Source organism: Rhizobium sp. 42MFCr.1 (assembly GCF_000377185.1).
GTDB lineage: Bacteria > Pseudomonadota > Alphaproteobacteria > Rhizobiales > Rhizobiaceae > Rhizobium > Rhizobium altiplani.
The window spans coordinates 178456-197737 of record NZ_KB897822.1 but is presented as its reverse complement, the minus strand read 5'-3'; the positions used below and the strand labels follow the sequence as shown (position 1 = coordinate 197737).

At 58.3% G+C, this 19282-nt stretch carries 19 protein-coding genes and 1 pseudogene; 10 read left to right on the top strand and 10 right to left on the bottom strand.

Annotation, left to right across the window (positions count from 1 at the left end):
- The first annotated feature begins 69 nt into the window (after positions 1-69).
- Positions 70-1434, top strand: coding sequence for a M24 family metallopeptidase (locus C934_RS0107865; protein WP_018856160.1), 1365 nt, complete (start codon positions 70-72; stop codon positions 1432-1434).
- A gap of 48 nt (positions 1435-1482) precedes the next feature.
- On the opposite strand, the gene C934_RS0107860 is transcribed toward C934_RS0107865, so the two are convergent.
- The 9 genes from C934_RS0107860 to dgoD form a co-directional block, all read right to left on the bottom strand.
- Positions 1483-1737, bottom strand: a complete 255-nt coding sequence (locus tag C934_RS0107860; protein ID WP_018856159.1) for a DUF2934 domain-containing protein — start codon at positions 1735-1737, stop codon at positions 1483-1485.
- A 110-nt stretch (positions 1738-1847) separates the two neighbouring features.
- Entirely contained in the window at positions 1848-2261 is a 414-nt protein-coding gene (locus C934_RS0107855) for a VOC family protein (RefSeq protein WP_018856158.1), read from the bottom strand.
- 3 nt (positions 2262-2264) lie between these two features.
- Positions 2265-3362, bottom strand: a complete 1098-nt coding sequence (locus tag C934_RS0107850) for a Gfo/Idh/MocA family protein (protein ID WP_018856157.1) — start codon at positions 3360-3362, stop codon at positions 2265-2267.
- A 10-nt stretch (positions 3363-3372) separates the two neighbouring features.
- The gene (locus C934_RS0107845) at positions 3373-4383 is read right to left on the bottom strand and encodes a Gfo/Idh/MocA family protein (protein ID WP_018856156.1); all 1011 of its coding nucleotides are present in this window, start codon (positions 4381-4383) and stop codon (positions 3373-3375) included.
- A gap of 326 nt (positions 4384-4709) precedes the next feature.
- Entirely contained in the window at positions 4710-5780 is a 1071-nt protein-coding gene (locus C934_RS0107840) for a hypothetical protein (protein WP_037089415.1), read from the bottom strand.
- Between the two features lie 314 nt (positions 5781-6094).
- Positions 6095-6856, bottom strand: coding sequence for a FadR/GntR family transcriptional regulator (locus C934_RS0107835; RefSeq protein ID WP_051085572.1), 762 nt, complete (start codon positions 6854-6856; stop codon positions 6095-6097).
- A gap of 110 nt (positions 6857-6966) precedes the next feature.
- Positions 6967-7746 (bottom strand): SDR family oxidoreductase, encoded by a 780-nt coding sequence (locus C934_RS0107830; RefSeq protein ID WP_018856153.1) that lies wholly within the window; start codon positions 7744-7746, stop codon positions 6967-6969.
- A 93-nt stretch (positions 7747-7839) separates the two neighbouring features.
- Positions 7840-8721 (bottom strand): aldose 1-epimerase, encoded by an 882-nt coding sequence (locus C934_RS0107825; RefSeq protein ID WP_335326725.1) that lies wholly within the window; start codon positions 8719-8721, stop codon positions 7840-7842.
- Positions 8722-8806: 85 nt separating this feature from the next.
- Positions 8807-9955, bottom strand: coding sequence for a galactonate dehydratase (gene dgoD / locus C934_RS0107820; protein WP_018856151.1), 1149 nt, complete (start codon positions 9953-9955; stop codon positions 8807-8809).
- Between the two features lie 187 nt (positions 9956-10142).
- On the opposite strand from dgoD, the gene C934_RS0107815 reads away from it, so the two are divergent.
- The 3 genes from C934_RS0107815 to araH all read left to right on the top strand — a co-directional run bounded on the left by C934_RS0107815 (position 10143) and on the right by araH (position 13671).
- Entirely contained in the window at positions 10143-11126 is a 984-nt protein-coding gene (locus C934_RS0107815; protein ID WP_018856150.1) for an arabinose ABC transporter substrate-binding protein, read from the top strand.
- Positions 11127-11191: 65 nt separating this feature from the next.
- Complete coding sequence (gene araG / locus C934_RS0107810; protein ID WP_018856149.1) at positions 11192-12718, top strand: L-arabinose ABC transporter ATP-binding protein AraG; 1527 nt, start codon at positions 11192-11194, stop codon at positions 12716-12718.
- 2 nt (positions 12719-12720) lie between these two features.
- Entirely contained in the window at positions 12721-13671 is a 951-nt protein-coding gene (gene araH / locus C934_RS0107805) for an L-arabinose ABC transporter permease AraH (protein WP_018856148.1), read from the top strand.
- Positions 13672-14078: 407 nt separating this feature from the next.
- Here the strand turns inward: araH and C934_RS36405 are convergent.
- Positions 14079-14195, bottom strand: a pseudogene (locus tag C934_RS36405) (IS3 family transposase); the annotation flags it as partial.
- Positions 14196-14340: 145 nt separating this feature from the next.
- Between C934_RS36405 and C934_RS0107800 the strand changes: the two are divergent.
- The 6 genes from C934_RS0107800 to C934_RS0107775 all read left to right on the top strand — a co-directional run bounded on the left by C934_RS0107800 (position 14341) and on the right by C934_RS0107775 (position 19278).
- Positions 14341-15234 (top strand): LssY C-terminal domain-containing protein, encoded by an 894-nt coding sequence (locus tag C934_RS0107800; RefSeq protein ID WP_026371652.1) that lies wholly within the window; start codon positions 14341-14343, stop codon positions 15232-15234.
- A gap of 146 nt (positions 15235-15380) precedes the next feature.
- Complete coding sequence (locus C934_RS0107795; RefSeq protein ID WP_018856146.1) at positions 15381-15707, top strand: hypothetical protein; 327 nt, start codon at positions 15381-15383, stop codon at positions 15705-15707.
- Between the two features lie 526 nt (positions 15708-16233).
- Entirely contained in the window at positions 16234-16518 is a 285-nt protein-coding gene (locus C934_RS0107790) for a helix-turn-helix transcriptional regulator (RefSeq protein ID WP_018856145.1), read from the top strand.
- Positions 16508-17836: a type II toxin-antitoxin system HipA family toxin gene (locus tag C934_RS0107785; protein ID WP_018856144.1), complete on the top strand. Its 1329-nt coding sequence runs from the start codon at positions 16508-16510 to the stop codon at positions 17834-17836. The genes C934_RS0107790 and C934_RS0107785 overlap by 11 nt, the downstream gene beginning before the upstream one ends.
- 295 nt (positions 17837-18131) lie before the next feature.
- Positions 18132-18698: a TadE/TadG family type IV pilus assembly protein gene (locus C934_RS0107780; protein WP_245267921.1), complete on the top strand. Its 567-nt coding sequence runs from the start codon at positions 18132-18134 to the stop codon at positions 18696-18698.
- A complete protein-coding gene (locus tag C934_RS0107775) occupies positions 18685-19278 on the top strand; it encodes a TadE/TadG family type IV pilus assembly protein (protein ID WP_018856142.1) in 594 nt (197 codons plus the stop codon). Before C934_RS0107780 ends, C934_RS0107775 begins: the two co-directional genes overlap by 14 nt.
- Positions 19279-19282 lie beyond the last annotated feature (4 nt).

Genomic DNA, 19282 nt, shown 5'->3' with positions numbered 1-19282 from the left:
GGCCGCCGCTGTACACGGTTTTGCGCCTTTTATCTTTGTCTGGTTTTCATTTTCGCTTGGAGGAACTTGATGTCGATTAGTCTAGCACCTGTTGCATTGCCAAATTTCGGACCACTTGGAGCGCAGCCGAAAATCCCGTCGACGACCTACGCCGCGCGCGCGGACGCAGCCCTTGAGGCCGCTGGCACCGATTGGCTGGTCGTCTATGCTGATCGCGAGCATTTCGGAAACATCATGCATCTTTCCGGCTTCGAGCCCCGTTTCGAGGAGGCGCTGCTACTCCTCGGTCCTGGTGGGCGCCGCATCATCATCACCGGAAACGAATCCGAGAGCTATACGGCAATTGCCGGTCTTCCAGGTCTCGACGTATTGCGCGCGCAAACCTTCAGCCTCCTGGGACAGGACCGCAGTCAAAACCCGCGGCTCAGCGATCGACTTCGCGAGGCAGGGATCAAGAGTGGAGATTCCATTGGACTGGTCGGCTGGAAATATCTCGCGGCCGAGGAGGACGAAGAATATGGGCAGAGTTTCTTCGTTCCCCATTTCATCGTGAATGCGTTGCGCCGGGCGATCGGTCATTCGGCGCGACTGGTCGATGCGACGCCTGTGCTCATGCACCCGGAAACCGGCCATCGCGCGATCATCGATGTCGATCAGCTCGCGGCCTTCGAATGGGCCGCCGTGCGGTGCTCGGACGCGCTCTTCAGGGTCGTTTCCGGCGCAAGGGAAGGAGATACGGAATTCGAGGCTCTTGGCCGCCTCGGCTACGAGGGGGACCCTGTAAACGTCCACACCATGTTTGCTTCCGTCAGTGCCGGCGAGAGCATCATTGGTTTGCGAAGCCCGACGACCCGCCGCCTGAAGAAGGGAGATGGCGTAACGACCGCACTCGGTTACTGGGGGGCGTTGTCTTCGCGCGCCGGCCTGCTCACCGACCATGACGAGGCATTCCTGAAGCCCTCGAAGGCCTATTTCGAAGCCTTGATCACATGGTATGAGACCGCAGAGATCGGCGTGACCGGTGGTGATCTGTTCTCCGCGGTCACCGAAAAGCTCAAATCCGCGGGTCTCAACTCAGCGCTGAATCCCGGTCACCTTGGAAGTCACGAGGAGTGGCTTCATTCACCCGTACGCCCCGGCTCGACCGAGCGCTTGCGATCCGGCATGCCGTTCCAGGTCGACGTGATACCGGTGCCGATGCCTGCCGGTTGGGCTCTCAATTGCGAAGACATGGTGGCCTTCGCGGACGTTGGGCTGCGCGAAGAGATACGCCAGCGCTATCCTGACATGCATGCCCGCATTGCCGCACGACGCACTTTCATGGAAGATCAGCTCGGCGTGACACTTTCCGACAATATTCTGCCGTTCTCTTCGACGCCGCTCTATCTGCCGCCATTCTGGCTGCGGTCGGGCAACGTCCTCGTGCGGAAATGACGGAGGCTGGCGCGGCGCCGGAGCGCTGATCGGGCGCCGGTTGGTTGCTCACGCGGATGCCTTTTGTTCCTCAGCGCGGACACTGACGCCGTTTTCAACCTCGCCGGAGTGCATCAAGCGGCGCATGGTCCGCAGCCGCTCGATGAGGTCGCTGCCGTCGACCGAGGCGCGGGTCAGTTCGAGCTGCTGATACTCGCGTGCCGCCTGCCGCCAATGTTCGCCACCGCGCCCCTCCGGCCGTCCTTCGGCTTCCCAGAGTGCGTAAGCGCGCTGATTGATCCAGTCGTCTTTGCTGCGTGACATACCAAGCCCAGCCGTGAAGGAACCTATTGTTGCCTTCAGGCTGACAAACGAGCATTACGGAGTCGTTACCGCAGTGCAAAAAAACACTTCGGGCGCCTTCTCGTTTGCGATCAGTCGAGCTTCCGTTCATGACGGCGTTCGGCAAGCTCGACGATGATACCGTCGGGGTCGCGAAGGAATGCCACTCGGTCCAGCACCTCCGAATTGACGGCTGGACGCGGTCGCTCCTTGATTGCCACTCCGGCAGCCTCCAGCTTCGCGAAGCTTTCATCGACGTTATCGACAAGGAAGGTAATGTGCAGCACGCCCGATGTTGCGGCTGGAAGATCAGAGGCAGGCCCAGCGCCGCCGGGCGGCGCAAAAATCTCAAGCATGCCATTGCCACTATCCAGGAATGCCACTTCGGTGCCGTTTGCCATCGTCTTCCGTAAATGAAGGCGCAGACCCAGGAGGTCGCGGTAAAATGCCAGTGACCTGTCCATGTCGCCGGTGACCATGCCGACATGCTCGAAGCTCTTGATCATGGATCAGGCCCCGGCCGCCAGACGCCGCTCTTCTTCCGGCAACCAGGAATGGTAGAGCGGATGATCAGAAAGGATCGGCAGCGGTGTCGGCTTGCCGGTGCGCTGCGAATGATAGGCCGCCGTGACGAGCTCCAGTGAGTTGCGAGCATCCTCCAACGTCACCGGCGGCTCGCCTCCCGATGTCAGCGCATGGTGGAACAGTTCGAACTGTCTGGTATAGCCGTCTTCCTTGACCACATAACCGGCCAGCGCCGCATCGACACGCTGCTGATGCTCCTCGGTCCCGGCAACGAAGCTCCAGGGGTCCCGGCCCATCGTGTAGGGCTCGAGAATGCTTTCCGCGACGAGATTTGAAAAGCAGAACCGCAGACGCGAGATTTCTTTCCGTGAGCCAAGTGTCATCGACAGCGTCGCCAGCGAGCCGTTCTTCATCTTCACCGAGAGGGCTGCCGTATCCTCGACCTGAATCGGGTTTACGAGTGTCGCCCCGTAGGAAAAGATTTCCGCGCAAGCGCCGTGAACATAGTTCAGCATGTCATGCGCATGGATCGCGTGACCAAGCAGACCGCCGCCCAGCTCGGTCACCCATTTTCCGCGCCACGGGACGGCATAGTAGTCGGGGCCGCGCCACCAATGTGTTTCGATCGTGGTGAGGAACGGCGTCCCGGTCAGGCCGAGGTCGATCAGCATTTTCAGCTTCTGAAGTCCCGAGCCATACCGGTACTGAAATATCGGCATCAGTTGCGGACCTTCGGCTCGCGCTACGATCCTAGCCATCTCGTCCACTTCGGCGATAGAACCGAAAAGCGGCTTCTCGCAAATGACATGTTTTCCCGCCTCGATTGCCTTGCGGCAGAGCTCGAAATGCGAACTTGGCGGGGTGCAGATATCGATGATGTCAAGATCCGCACGAGCGATCATCGTCTCGGCATCCTGGGTATATTCGGGAATGCCAAACTCCCCGCAAAGCGCTTGGCCGCGTTCCTCGTCCAGCGAACAAAGGACCGCAACCTCAAACAGATCCTTGTTCCAGGCAAAGCCTGTCAGGTGGCGCGAGGCGATCCCCGCTCCGACGATGCCGACACGAAACTTCTTGGACATGGCGGATTCCTCAACGATGACCCAGGCGCGCTGCCCTTGATTGTGCTTCCAGCGAAAGGCGGCAGACTTCGTAAACATGAGCCTGGGACATCGCCGTCTCCGTACGGTCGCGCACGTCGGCGGCGAAGGCATCGAAATAGTCGAGCTTTTCACCGCTGCAATCGATGTGCGTCATCTCAGTGCCGTTGACGAGGAAGAGGTGGTCCTTGCCGGGCCGTCCGGCGATATCGATGTATTTGCGCAGTTCGATGTAGCCTTCGGTGCCAAGGATGGTCAGGCGACCATCACCCCAGGTCGGCAGCGCCTCCGGGGTGAACCAGTCGACCCGCACATAGCCTGAGGCTTTCTCGGAGCGAAGCAGTACCTCGCCGAAGTCCTGAAAGGCCGGCTTGTCGGACATGCCGAAGTTTCCGACCGAGCTTGCGACAACCTCGCCGCTGGTCGAGCCCGTATAGAAGAGAAACTGGTCGACCTGATGCGAAGCAATATCCACGATGATGCCGCCGAACTGCTCCGGATCGAAGAACCAGGCGGGGCGTGTGGGCAACTGCAGCCTGTGCGGCCCCATGCCGAGCGTCTGGATCACCGTGCCGATCGCCCCCTCCTTGACGAGCTTGCCCGCCTTGACAGCGGATCGCACGCAATGGCGCTCGGAAAAGCAGATCGAAAAGATGCGACCGGTGTCGGCGACGGTGCGCTTGACTTCCTCGAGTTGGGCAAAAGTCGTCACGCCTGGCTTGTCGGTCATGACATCCTTGCCGGCCTTCATCGCACGGACGGCCAATCCGGCGCGGTCGCGCGGGATTGCGGCGATGCAGATCACGTCGATCGAAGGATCAGCGAAGATCCTATCGCGATCGATCTGCGGCGTATCCGGATAGGTCTTCTTGAAGTTTTCCAAGAGCGCTGGCACTGAGGTCTGCGGGCAGTATCCAACGAACTCGGCACCGGCCGCAAGCAGGCCCTTCACATGATCAAACGTGTGCCCATGATCGATCCCGACGACGGCAAATCTCAACATAACAGCAATGTCCTCCTGGAAATTTCTAGCGTGCAGTCTTGAGCCCTGCGCGGTCTCCTCTGGTCGAAGCAGACAGTGAAACTCAGAGGCTGTCAAGCTTGGACAGGCAGTGTAATTTCAGCGAAATCAGGCTAACATTAGGAAAATAAACGATAAAATTTTGTATCTAAATAGTTATTTAATTGATTGAGGTGAGGTAAGGCATGTCGGCAGCGGCTCGCTCGTATCAGGTATCTCCACACGCCATCGATGCTAAAGATTCTCGGAAAAATCCGACCGCGGCGCAAATGCCACTTATCGGACTGAGCAGGCACTCGCTTTTGAGATTAGTATCGCCGGTGGGATCGAACGATGGTACCGGTCGGGGCGCCTAGCGAATCAACGCCGACAACCAAGCGAACCAGCGGCTCTTGAAGCACCTTTATTGAGTCCGCGAGGGAGTGAGCTTCGTTCAGGATCCGCCAGCCGTCCGGCTTAACGTGAGACTTGATCACATCCCGAACATTGTACGCTGTCAGCAAAAGCAGGCTTTCCTCCGCTTTCGACCTCTCGCTAACAAATCTTATGACGTCAAATATAGTGAATGCGGCCTGGGGAACGCCCTCGGCATCTACATATACGATCGCAGGATGAGCGTAGTCTATCTTGTGGAATATCTCATCGATTGTCGTCGTCGCATCCACTCGCAAAAACGTCCTATCGAGCTTCGAACTCAATCTCGTGCCGCCCGTGCCCGAGCGGGTGGGACGCGTCCGGAGTACCTTGCCGACGGTGGTGTGATGACGCATCCACTCCCTTACAACGGGATTACAATAGCCAACGAGCTTTAGAATCGTTGCCTGAACAGTGGGTGCATTCTCCGATAAGATCGGTTCATGATGTGCAATGCGGTTTCGAAAGTTGTTCACCAACTTCACCGCATCCTGGATATTCTGACGCGTTGTTCCGATGGGCATGTGTGGAAATGCCACGTTCAGGGTAAATCGCCAGATGTCACCGTACTCTGGCCGGAAAAGGTTGGACCAGAAATCGAAAGTAAGCGCGGCGACGGTCTTGCTTGTCCCCCGCCCTTGCGACCGCGAGACCGCCAAGTCGAGGGCTCGAATACCATGCACGGGATCTAACAGCCCTCGAAAAACCGGATTACTGGGCCAGTCTTCGCCAAAATCCTTGGTCAGAATTTGGTTCACCCTATTTCTGAGGGTAACTTCCACGACGTTCAGCGGAAACAGGAACGCCTTTGCAAGCCTACTGTTGTAAAGATAGAGAGCGGCTGCATAATCTGCATGGTTACCGGCCAATCTTAGATACGTTCCGAAACGCGGTTCAGACAAACTGTCTCGCAGTTCTTTCAGTGATGGTCCGTCGTAATGATACGGGACTTGACTTTCAGCCATGTTTGATACACGTTCCACCCAGAGCAGTCGACGAGGCCTCTCTGGCAGATGCTGAAAAGCATTTTGCTACGCGCCCACGACAACTTATTTAGTGCACCAGGTCAGGCTAGCCCTCACCTGGTGTTTCTATTTCAAGCACCTGGTTCGACTGTAGGCGCCAAAGCTAAAGCATTTATTGCGATCAGCGCAAGCGCAAGATCTGGGCACCGCTACCGCTGCGCCACCAGCGTCGGCCCGCCGACGACACAACGAGCGGGCTTCCCGATTGGACCTCCTCGATGCGTCGCTGCTCGCGACGAGTCGTGAGCCAGATGCTAGTCCTCGCCCTTTGAATTCTTGGCCTTGCGGCCGGCAAGATCGATATCGTGGGCTGCCTGTTCTATAAGCTTGCTCGCAGCCGCTCCGGCCCCATCGACATCGCGCATGCGCAACGCTTCCACCACTGCGTGATGACACCGAACGGCATCGTCACGATTGAAGACGGTCTTGTTGGAGGTCTCGAACGAGTAGGTGAGGGCTGCATCGATCAGGCTGCTAATTTGCCTCAGCACGGGATTGTGGCTGGCTCGATACAGAATACGGTGAAACTCGACATCGGCAGCTGAGAACTTCTCGACGTCCTCGCTGGCTTCTTTCATGAGTTGCCAAGCGCCATCCAGGTCAGCGATCTCGCGGAGCGTCGCACGCTCGGCGGCCAGACTGGCGGCGAGCGGCTCAAGCACACGTCGGGTTTCCAGGACTGCGCCAAGGAGGTTGGCATCGAAGAGCCCTGGTCCGTGCCAGCTGATCACCTGAGGATCCAGCAGGCTCCAATTGTCCGGGGCAGAAACGACCGTACCCACCCGGGGCCGCGTCACCACCAGACCCTTAGCGGCGAGAACCTTGATCGCCTCTCTTATGACCGTACGACTGACTCCGTACGCTGTCCCCAATTCGTTTTCAGTGGGAAGTGCAGTGCCGGGAGCGTATTTTCCCGACAAAACTTCCTCGGCTAGCGCTCTTGTCACATCGGGCATTACCCGGGGGCGCAGGCCTCCAGAAGCGCTCGTTTCTCCGATGTTTTGCGCCGAGCGCATCACGATTCTCCTCACTCTTTGACGCCACTTTTCTATCAGATCGCGGAGTCGGGAAACAAGCTAGTTAGGCCAGCGATATAAATTCATCGGACAAGCCTGACTGCGGGGACTCACGCCGGATGCTGTTGGACACTCAAGCCCCCATCTACGGTCAGGCAGGTAGCGTTCATGAACGGGCACTCGTCGGAGATCATAAAAACCGCCGCCATTGCGATCTCTTCAGGAGATGCAATTCTTCCGCCAGGATGAAGCTTCATCGTCTCGGCCTTCGCCGCCTCCGGATCGGGAAAGCTATTCCAGTAGTCGATAACCTTCTGCGTGGCGACATAGCCAGGAGCCAGCGCATTCACGCGAACATTCTTCGCCGCATATTCCAGACCCAGCGACTTCGTCATGCCGAGAAGCGCGTGCTTGGCCAGAGGGTATGGAAAAGTATGTGGAATGATCGTGAAGGCATGGGTGGACGCGATATTGAGGATCACCCCACCCCCCTGCTCGATCAGCCCGGGCAAAACCGCCTTCGAGCAGTTCCATGCCCCTTTCAGGTTGATGTCGAAGCAACGGTTCCATTCGTCGTCTGTCGTTTCCAGCGGCTCCGAGAAAACATTGACCCCGGCATTGTTCACCAATGCGTTTATCTGGCCAAAATCGTCGGAAGCTTGGCGGGCAGCCTGTCTGATCGCGGCGCCATCCGTGATGTCCACCGCGTGTGCTATCACTCGATAGCCCTCTTCTCGCAGCTTCAATGCCTCGGCGTTCAGGAGAGCCTCGTCACGGTCGATGAGAAGCAGGCTTGCGTCTTCTCGGACAAATCCTTTGGCAATGGCAAGGCCAATGCCCTGTGCCGCGCCCGTTATCATGATGCGCTTGCCTGACAGCCGCTTCGACATAAGTGTTTACTCCTCCGATTGTCTTGTGATGCCGCCACCCGGTTCACACCTTAGGTGCGGCAACCGTTGTATGTCTGTACCGTATGCCATCCGTCAGCTTGTCTCGACCCGCAAACGGAAACCTCCCATAAGCGACTCGCCCGGTGCGAGAACCGTAAGCCCACCAAGACCCGTTAAATTGTGCCCGTTCGCCAGGTGAGACATGGGCTCGAAGCAGAAATAATCCCGCTTGAACCCGGGATCGAAGGTCGTGTCCGACAGGAAAAGGATAGCGTGCCGAAGTATCGGATCAGCCTCCATACTGAGAGCGACGCCATGCTCGGGCCACGAGATTCTCGCGTGGCCGCTCCAGTTCTCAAATCCGTTGTTGACCCATCGATGAGGCAGACCGATGGCTCGGCTGAAGTCCAGATCCGCTGGTATGCTTGTCCGCTCTCCCGGCAGCCATCCCTCGACCTCCGTCCAGAATGCCTCGGCGCGGGCCTCAAGTGTGGTCTGGGGCGTCAGCGGAAAATATGGATGCCAGCCGAGGCCGAATGGCAATCTTTGACGACCGCGATTTTCGACCGTCATCGCGATTGTCAGGCTGTCGTCGTCGATCGTAAAGCACTGGCTCGCCAGATACTCATAGGGCGTGTGCCCGCCCCTGTGCTCGAAGCTCATCTCGATCGACCTGTCGGTCTGGCCGCCGAGGTGCCAGTCAGCTAGCCAACCATCTCCGTGGAGGTAGTGAGGGTCCCATTCGGTATTCGGGCGAAGGGTAAACACAGCTCCGTCGAAGACAAACCTGTTGTCCCTAACGCGATTACCGAAGGGGACAAGCGGAAAGCAGGACGCTTCGGGTGCGCCTGCATCGACTGTGGGTGCAGGTCTGAGCAAAGGCACTCTCCGGCCGCCGCCCTGCTTCCACAGGCCAAGGATCGATCCCCCATGGGTGCTTACCCGAAGCGAAAGTGATCCTGAGCCGATATCCACGAGTGTCACAGCTTAGCCCTCTGGACCCTGATCCACAACGGTCGATCGAGAAGTGTCCTCAGCTGGGCTTGAGAGATGCGCACCATCACCACTCGGCAAAGCTGCCGTCTTCGTGACGCCAGATGGGATTGCGCCAGCGATGACCTTCCTTGGCCCGCTCGATCACGTACTCCTCGTTCACCTCGACACCCAAACCTGGGCCTTGCGGAATGCTGACGAAACCGTCGGCATAATGGAACACCTCCTTGTTGGAGATGTAATCCAGAATATCGTTGCCCGTGTTGTAATGGATACCCAGGCTCTGCTCCTGGATGAAGGCGTTGTAGCTGACAGCATCGACCTGGAGGCACGCAGCAAGCGCGATCGGACCGAGGGGGCAATGCGGCGCGACGGCGACATCATAGGCTTCTGCCATCGCGGCGATCTTTCTACACTCTGTGATACCGCCAGCGTGGCTGAGGTCCGGCTGTATGATATCGACATACCCGTCCGCCAGCACGGACTTGAAGTCCCAGCGCGAATAGAGACGTTCCCCAAGCGCGATCGGGGTCGAGCAATGGTTGGCGATTTCCTTCAGCGTCTCGCGATGCTCGGAGAGCACGGGCTCTTCAATAAACATCAGCTTGTAGGGTTCCAGTTCCTTGGCAAGAACCTTTGCCATCGGCTTGTGAACGCGGCCATGGAAATCCACACCGATTCCGATGTGCGGGCCGATTGCTTCCCGGATTGTCGCGATTGTCTGGACAGCCTTGTCGATTTTCTCGTTCGTATCGACGATCTGCATCTCTTCGCAGCCATTGAGCTTGATCGCTTTGAACCCGCGAGCGACGACGTCCCTGGCATTTGCTGCAACATCTGCCGGGCGGTCCCCACCAATCCACGAGTAGACCTTGATCTTATCGCGTACCTGGCCGCCGAGCAGCGAATGGATCGGCTGCCCCAGCGCCTTGCCCTTGATGTCCCAGAGCGCCTGATCGATTCCCGCAAGCGCCGACATGTGGATGGCTCCGCCGCGATAGAAGCCGCCGCGGTACATCACCGTCCAGTGGTCCTCGATCAGGAACGGGTCCTTGCCGATAAGGTAGTCTGCCAGCTCATGCACTGCCGCCTCGACGGTCAGAGCGCGCCCCTCGACGACCGGTTCACCCCAACCGACAATGCCCTCGTCGGTCTCGATCTTCAAAAACAACCAGCGCGGCGGGACCATGTATGTCGTCAGCTTTGTAATCTTCATCCGTACTCTCCTCAGCGCGTCGAAGTCAGCTCAAACGCGGTTCTATGGCACATCGACGCGGCATTCCTCCCGCTACCAAGGCATGTAGCCAATTTTTCATACAATAGCAATTGACTGGTATGATAAATTGAAATAGTTCATCTACATGCCAGGGAGGCATAGTGTTTCCACCAGGAGGGAGAGAGAAATGCGCATTTTTCGTGCAGCAGTTTTGTTCGGGACCGTGGCTCTGATGGCCGCAAGTTCGGCTTTCGCGGCCGACCTCAAGATTGGCTTCATCGTCAAGCAGCCCGAAGAGCCGTGGTTCCAGGACGAATGGAAGTTTGCCGACGTAGCAGCCAAGGAAAAGGGCTTCACGCTCGTCAAGATCGGTGCGGAAGACGGTGAGAAGGTTCAGTCCGCCATCGACAACCTGGGAGCGCAGGGTGCTCAGGGCTTCATCATCTGCACTCCTGACGTCAAGCTTGGACCAGGCATCGTAGCCAAGGCCGCGGCCAATGACCTCAAGATCATGACCGTCGACGACCGCCTGGTAAACGCCGATGGCAGCCCGCTTGAGGACGTGCCTCACATGGGTATCTCGGCGACCAAGATCGGTGAGGCCGTTGGCCAGACGATCGCCGACGAGGTCAAGAAGCGTGGCTGGGACGTGAAGGAAGTGGGCGTAATCCGCGTTTCCTACGACCAGCTTCCGACTGCCGTTGACCGTGTGAACGGTGCCCTCTCTGTGCTCAAGGCGGCCGGGTTCCCGGACACCAACATCTTCGACGCCCCTCAGGCCAAGACCGACACGGAAGCCGCCCTTAACGCGGCAACGGTCGTGCTCAACAAGAACGCTGGTATCAAGAAGTGGGTCGCAGTCGGCCTCAATGACGAAGCCGTGCTTGGTGCTGTTCGCGCCACCGAAACGGTTGGCATTCCCGCCGACAGCATGATCGGCGTCGGCATCGGCGGTGCGGATTCGGCAATCAACGAGTTCAAGAAGCCGACGGCAACGGGCTTCTTCGGCACTGTGATCATCTCGCCGAAGCGCCATGGCTACGAAACTGCACTCAACATGTATGAGTGGGTAGCCAACGGCAAAGAACCTGAGAAGCTGATCCTGACGGCTGGCCAGCTCGCGCTGCGCGACAACTACGAGGTAGTCCGCAAGGAACTGGGTATCGAATGATCAGCTTCTAAGATGAATTCAGTCCGGCGGCTTTCTGTCGCCGGACCTTCTTATGGGATGCTGTCATGCAGGACTTTCTCGAATTCAAAGCGATATCCAAGGGATATCCCGGCGTGCAGGCGCTCGCCGATGTTTCGTTCTCTGTAAAGAAGGGAGCGGTCCACGGCCTGATGGGCGAAAACGGAGCTGGCAAGTCAACGCTCATCCGCGTTCTCTCAGGTGACCAATCCGCCGATACCGGCGAAATCTCGATCGATGGCTCGACCCAGCATTATCGCTCGGTTCGTGATGCCTTCGATGCGGGCGTTATTGTCATTCACCAGGAACTGCAGCTCGTCCCCGAACTGACGGTAGCGGAAAATCTCTGGCTCGGGCGCTTTCCCGGGAAGGCCGGGGTCATCGACCGCAGTCGCCTTACGAACGTCGTTCGAGAAAAGCTCAGCGAGATCGGGATTGAGATCGAGCCTGGTGCCAAGGTGGCCTCGCTATCGATCGGCGAACGCCAGATGGTGGAAATCGCGAAAGCCGTGATGGCGGATGCTCGCGTGATCGCACTCGATGAGCCGACGTCGTCGCTGTCCTCGCGGGAGAGCGAAATCCTGTTCTCCCTGATCGAACGCCTACGCTCTCAGGGCAAGGTCATCCTTTACGTATCGCACCGCCTCGACGAGATATTCCGTCTTTGCGACAGCCTAACGGTCCTTCGTGACGGCAAGCTTGCAGCACATCACGCGGACATCACCGCTGTTACTCGCGAGCAGATTATCTCGGAAATGGTCGGGCGCGAGATATCCAACATCTGGGGATACCGGCCGCGCGAGTTCGGCGACGTCCGTCTTGAGGTCAAGGACATTGCAGGCCGCAAGCTCCGCACACCAATGAGCTTCTCGGTTCGCCAAGGAGAAATTCTCGGGTTCTTCGGCCTGATCGGCGCGGGCCGCAGCGAGATGACGCGCCTCGTGTATGGCGCGGACACACGCTCGCAAGGCACGGTTAGCGTCGACGGCATAGAGGTAGTGGCCGACAGCCCTCCGCACGCGATTCGCGGGGGAATTGTTCTGTGCCCGGAGGATCGGAAGTTCGACGGCATCGTGCAGGGCCGCAGTATCGAAGAGAACATGGCGATCTCCTCGCGCCGCCACTTCTCGCCGTTCGGGATCCTTCAGCCCAAGAAGGAAGCCGAACTCGCCGAGCAGTTCATTGCCAAGCTGCGTGTACGCACGCCTTCCAGGAAGCAGGACATCGTCAACCTGTCCGGCGGCAATCAGCAGAAGGTGATCCTTGGACGCTGGCTGTCCGAACAGGGCGTGAAGGTTCTGATCATTGACGAACCAACGCGCGGTATCGACGTCGGTGCGAAGTCTGAAATCTATGAAATTCTCTACGAGCTTGCTGCACAGGGCATGGCAATAGTCGTTGTCTCAAGCGAATTGCCGGAAGTGATGGGCATCACCGACCGCATCGTCGTGATGTGCCAGGGTCGCGTCGCAGCAGATATCAGGCGCGACGACTTCGATGAGCGGCGAATTCTCGCCGCCGCCCTCCCCGATGTGGCCAATGCCAGCGAACTCCTCAACCAGCAGGTCCAGTAGCGATGACGTCCTTGAAAAAACTCCTACTCGGCGAGCAAGGCCTCGTCGTTATTTTTGCCATCGCTTTCGCCATCGTGGCAGCAACCGTTCCAAACTTCCTCACCGAGCGAAACATGCTTGGGCTGCTGCAGTCGGTCGTCACCATCGGCATTGTCGCCTGCACCATGATGTTCTGCCTCGCATCCCGCGATTTCGACCTTTCGGTCGGATCGACCGTCGCGTTCTCGGGGATGATAGCCGTCATGGCCTCGAACGCCACCGGTTCGATCGTCCTTGGACTTATAGCAGCGCTCCTCTGTGGTGGTGCTGTTGGTCTCGTGAACGGTGTGGTTATCGCCCGTTTTCGGATCAACGCCCTTATCACCACGCTGGCGACGATGCAGATCGTTCGCGGTTTGGCGCTTATCGCATCCGATGGCCGCGCAGTCGGTATCAACGATCCCGGCTTCTACCAGTTGGCACTTTCGAAGTTCTTGGGCATCCCAACTCCGATCTGGGTCATGGCGATCTTCTTCGTGATCTTTGGCTTCGTACTGAACCGGACGGTCTTCGGGAAGAACACGCTGGCGATCGGCGGCAACCCGGAAGCGTCGCGTCTCGCGGGTGTCAATGTCTCCAGAATGCGCATCTGGATCTTTGCGCTGCAGGGACTCGTTTGCGCCGTGGCGGGTGTCCTGCTTGCGTCGCGCATCACATCGGGTCAGCCGAATGCTGCAACCGGGCTGGAACTATCGGTCATTTCGGCCTGTGTTCTGGGTGGCGTATCGCTCGCGGGTGGTCGTGCAGCTATGACCGGAGTGATCGTCGGTGTCCTGATTATGGGCATTGCAGAGAACGTGATGAACCTCCTCAATATCCAGGCTTTTTATCAGTATGTCGTGCGTGGATTGATCCTTCTGCTCGCCGTTCTGTTGGACAACCTGAGATCTGCTGCGGCTGGGAGGCGCGGCTGATGTGAGGCGGCGCATTACGGCAATCTCAGACCGATTCCAGCGTAAGCCAACCACGGCACCGCGTCCGAAAGCCTTTTGTGGGGAACAAGGTTTTTTTAATCGCACGTTGGAAACGGGCATGTCGAAATCGCCGCCGTCCCATATTCGCTGGGCCTTCGTCTCCTGATAATCGATGATACTGATTATCGGATGCCAAGTACAACAGCCCATCCCGAAACTGAGGGCCAAGGTAGCAGCTCCTGAGGTTGCTCACTCTCGCGGTTTGACGGACCATACATTTAATGGGAACGGCGTGCGCGGATCTCATCATGGCCTGGCTGCAACAGCAGCCCTCTCGGGAGAGGCCGGATAGATTTACGCAACTGGGTCCGTCATTTTGCGATGTCGCGGCCCCTCGCACGACGAGGCGGACCATACATTTTTTGCGAGAAGCTCGCGGAGTGCGCTGCATCCAACATCTGTTCGGCGAGCAGCTTCTTCAGCCTCGCGTTCTCGTCCTCGAGCGCCGTCAGCCGCTTCGCCTCTCATACCGCCATGCCGCCCGCTCGATATTGCCCACAATGAGCGACGGCGATGCTATCATTTGCATACTCTCGGGTGCTAAAATCCCCGCGACGAACAGCGAGGGCGACAGCCAGCCCATCAGACGCCAGACGAGGAGCCCGTGTCTTGAGATTGCTGACGCGCCTTTTCCGGAGGTTTCTGGTTTTCTGTCTGGGTGTACTCAGCGTTTGGCTGATCGTCTTCGTTGTTTTCGATACTGCGGACCACAGGTTTCCATGGCTCGTTGCGGTGTGCCTCACATATGGCCTGGCTGCTTACGTCATTCTTCCGAACGTGGTCCGATTGTCACTGAAGGTTCTTCATCGGGGGCTGATCCCCAGATACACGATCACGGCGGATGGCCTGCCCGGCGATCCTATAAATTTCGCCCTCATCGGCAATCTTCAACAACTACGCGAGGCCTTTGCAACGGCGGGCTGGACTACGGCCGACCATTTGGGGATCGCAAGCACGTTGCGAATGATACGCGCTTTCCTGATGAACTCTGCCTATCCCACCGCACCTTTCAGCACCTTCTATCTCTTTGGAAGACGGCAGGACATAGGATTCCAGGAGCCCATCGACGATAGCCCCCGCAAGCGCCATCACATCCGTTTCTGGGCCCTTAGTCTTGCCCATTCCGAGGACGATATGAGCACGGCGAGCTTCTGGTTGAATACCGACAGGCCATCGCCCGACGAGCGCGTCCTGTGGGTTGGGGCGGGCACCAAAGATACCGGGCTTTCTCTGACTTGGCTGACATTCCAAGTCACACATAAGACCGATGCCGATACGAACGCCGAGCGCGACTACATAGTCAATGAACTGAGGGCAAACCAAGTAATCGGGGAGGTCGCGCGGCACCAATCCGGCTCTCGTTTGAACACCGGAAAGGTCAACCATTACATTACCGATGGTGAGATCGCGTTTGCCACCTTGACTGTCAGTGTCGCGGGCGCCGGTCACGCCGGTGCCGTTGTCGGGCAGGATCACCCTGATCCGACCAACCCGACCGAATGAGTTCAAAGTGCCGGGCGCCTCTTGATCGAGAGAAAGACCGAACTTGACTAAGACTTAACAAGAGAACAAAATGTGAACACAGCTAATCAACCTGACCGTTCGACTGCATTCTCCACGAGAGCGTCGTCGCGGCGACGGAGTTTCCCATGCTAATGCGCGTTCAAAAACGGACCACGGAAACGGAAACAGCCTTTAACGACTGGTGGTCGGCGCAATCCAGCGATTTTAAAGCGCTTCACAATATGGATGAACTCCTGCGTGCTTTCAAAGCTGGCTTCGCTGCCGGACGGAGAAAGAAGGTTCGCCGCTTCACATTCACTGCCGGTAAAATGAGGGTCACGGTCTGGGCCGCGAACCAGGCCACGGCAAAGGCCATGGCAATGAGGGAGGCAGACAGAAGAGCGCAAGCCATCGGTATTTCACCGCCAAAGGCTGGTTGGACATTGCGCATTGTTGGGATTGCCGCGCCGTGAGTATCGACGGACGCAGCAGCGCGGCAGCAGCAACCATTCACGTGAACCATTGGTGTTCCGTTGCCGGCTGCGAGACATGGGGCGGTTTTGGCCATGCTTCATCGAAGTCGATTGAGACGCAATGGTGGTGCTGGGAGCACTATCCCTACAAGCCTAGTGCAACGACAGCTGTTTTAGATGACCTTGCCACTCAGTTGCAGCAACCTGGCGACTGACAACTTTCTCGTCGTTTCTTTTTTGGTGCTGCAATGAACATGTCCTCGGACATCTCGAGGGGTTAGCCGTGCGGTCAGCCATGAAGTCCATCGACCAAATCATGCTTGGCTCCTATTATGTACAAAATTCTGGGCGCGAACTGCCTTTATGGCCAATCAAATGAACAGAACTTGACTAGACGCCGATCTGGATGCCATAATGTACAGAATTCCGGACGTGAGAAGGTTTCATGTCCACTCAAATGAACAAATCGGGTATAACTGTGCCTCGTCAGAGAAGCTACTCTAGAGTCACGCGCCAGGCCCTCACGATGCTCGGCAAGCTGATCCGCGTCGCCCGCGCCAAACGGGGCCTAACCGCACAGGAACTGGCCGACCGCGCCGGCATCAGCCGTACAACGCTCTCCAGCATTGAAAAGGGCGCGCCGGGCCCTGAGATCGGCATCGTCTTCGAGGTCGCTTCGCTCGTGGGCGTTCGCCTGTTCGACTACGACGAGCGCACCCTAGAGATGCATAATGCCCGCCTCGACGAAAAACTGACCCTGCTGCCCAAGAGCGTCCGCCACGCCGTGAGGGAGGTCGATGATGACTTCTAAGGCGGATACTACCGAAGCCTTTGTCTGGAATTGGCTGCCGGGGGCGACGGAACCGGTGGTCGCGGGCCGCCTCGATCAGGACGGCGATCGCCTGCTCTTCACCTATGGCGCCAGCTACCGGCGCCGCAAGAGCGCCATTTCCCTCTATGAGCCTGAACTGCCGCTTCAGGAGGGCACGATCGCCCCGATCACCGGCCTGTCGATGGCAAGCTGTATTCGCGACGCCTCGCCTGACGCCTGGGGCCGCCGGGTCATCATCAACAGGCTGACGGGCAAAAGGCCCGACGCTGCCGGCGTACCGGAGATCAGCGAACTGACCTTTCTGCTCCAGTCAGGCTCCGACAGGATTGGCGCACTCGATTTTCAGGCATCGGCTACGGAGTATGTCCCCCGCCTTGCCGCGCAAGCTTCGCTCGCCGAACTCCTCGAAGCGGCCGAACTCATTGAAAGAGGCGTCCCTCTTCCCCCGGCGCTCGACCAGGCCCTCAATCACGGCACCTCGATCGGCGGCGCGCGTCCCAAGGCTCTGATCGATGACGACACGAAGAAGTTCATCGCCAAATTCTCGGCGACCAACGACACCTACGGCGTCGTGAAGGCAGAGTTCATCGGGATGAAGCTGGCGACCGCCTGCGGTCTCAACGCCGCTTCAGTCTCCATGACTCGCGCCGCACAAAAAGACGTCCTCTTGATCGAGCGCTTCGACCGCACACACACAAAGGACGGCTGGATACGCCACGGCATGGTCTCGGCCCTGACCATGCTGGGCCTGGATGAGATGATGGCCCGCTATGCCTCCTACGAAGACCTCGCCGAACTCATCCGCCACCGCTTCACCGATCCCAAGGAGACCCTCAAGGAGCTCTACGGGCGGATTTGCTTCAATGTGCTGTGCGGCAATACCGACGACCATGCCCGCAACCATGCCGCGTTCTGGGACGGCAAGAAGCTGACCCTGACACCGGCCTATGATATCTGCCCGCAAGGCCGCACCGGCAACGAAGCGACGCAGGCCATGCTGATCAAGGGCGAGAGCCGCGCCAGCACGCTCGCCACCTGCCTTGCCGCGGCGGCGGACTATCACCTGAAAGAGGCGGAAGCCGCCGCGCTGATCGAACACCAGATCAAGACCATCGCCGAGCATTGGCAAGCCGCCTGCGATGAGGCCGAACTGAATGCCGTCGACCGCAAGCTGTTTGCCGGGCGCCAGTTTCTCAATAGCTATGCCCTTGACGGGCTCGAAGGTCACAAAGCGCTGCAAGGCTCATTCGCTGCCGCCCGGGCTGCGCTGATCGCCAGCGGAGGCATCCAGGGATGAAACGGCCAGGCAGCTCAAAGGACGCGCATGGCCGGGAGCCCCTCCCCATCGACCCCGCTGCGTGAGGTCGTACTGGATACCAGGGGGCATACCGGGCACCAGCTTGGATCTTCATGGGAGGTTCTCCATGAAACCGATCGCCATACTCAAACGCCTCCAGCTCGGCCGGAATATAGCCAATTGCTGATAAAAGGCACAGTTGCATAGAATTTTATCGATCGCGTTACATTCCTATGAATGTTTCGGCGCTACAACACCCGAAAAGATCGCGGAATGGATGCGAATGGGGTGTTTCGTGAGGGGACTTGTATTGACGCGCTTCCGCACCTCGGTGGACGGAGCGACCGCAGTCGAATTCGCAATCATCGCTCCCGTTCTTATTTTCCTGACATTCGCTATTGCCGAATCCGGTATTGCCTTTGCTGCCGACATTGTTCTCAAAAACGCTACCTATGACGCAGCGAGGACCGGCCGAACGGGGTTTGTGTCGGAAAACTCGACACAGGATGCGACCGTAAAGGCGAAAATTCGCAACCAGGCGGGCGTATTCATGGATGCCGACAGGCTCGTCATCACCAGCCTGTCCTACAAGGGCTTCGATGCTCTCAAAAAGCCCGAGCCGTTCACAGACAAGAACGGCAACGGCGTTCGCGACAATGGCGAAAACTTCACCGACGTCAATGGGAATGGTGTCTACGACACCGACCAGGGGGCGAACGGCTACGGCGGTACGGCACAAGTCGTCCTCTACACCGTAACCTACCCATGGACCTTCCACACTCCCGTCCTCAAGCAGCTTGTTGGCAACGACGGCACCGTCGAACTGACGGCAACAGCGGTGGTGCAGAATGAGCCGTACTGACCTGATCTCCAAGCCCTTGCGCGTTCTCTCTTCCATAACCCGTCGGCTGGCGGGAAACGACGAGGGCGTCGCGGGTATCGAAATGGCGATCATCACGCCCGTGCTGTTGCTCCTTCTCTGCGGCGGCAGCGAAATCAGCCTCTATGCCCGCTCGCACTTCCAGACTGCGCAGATGGCATCGACGGTAGCGGATGCGGTTGCGCGCTACGAAGCGATCACGTCGTCGGACATCACTTCGATCTTTTCGGTGTCGTCCGAGGTCATGGGAAACGAAGACTTCAAGGAGAACGGCTACGTGATCCTGACGTCGGTTTCCCGCACCGGCGGCGCCGCACCGGTCGTTGCGTGGCAGTGCAAAGGCGGCTCTGACGCCCAGACGAGCAAGATCGGGATCGTCACCAAGGCCGCCACACTTCCGGGCAACCTTACCCTCGATGCAACCGACAATGTGATCGTCGCCGAGGTCTTCTATCGCTACACCCCGCTATTTTCCAATTTTACGCCGGTCGAGACGCAGCTCTACAAGACGGCGGTCTTCCGCCCCCGTCTCGGCAGCCTCACGAGCGCGCCCGGTTGCTAGTCCA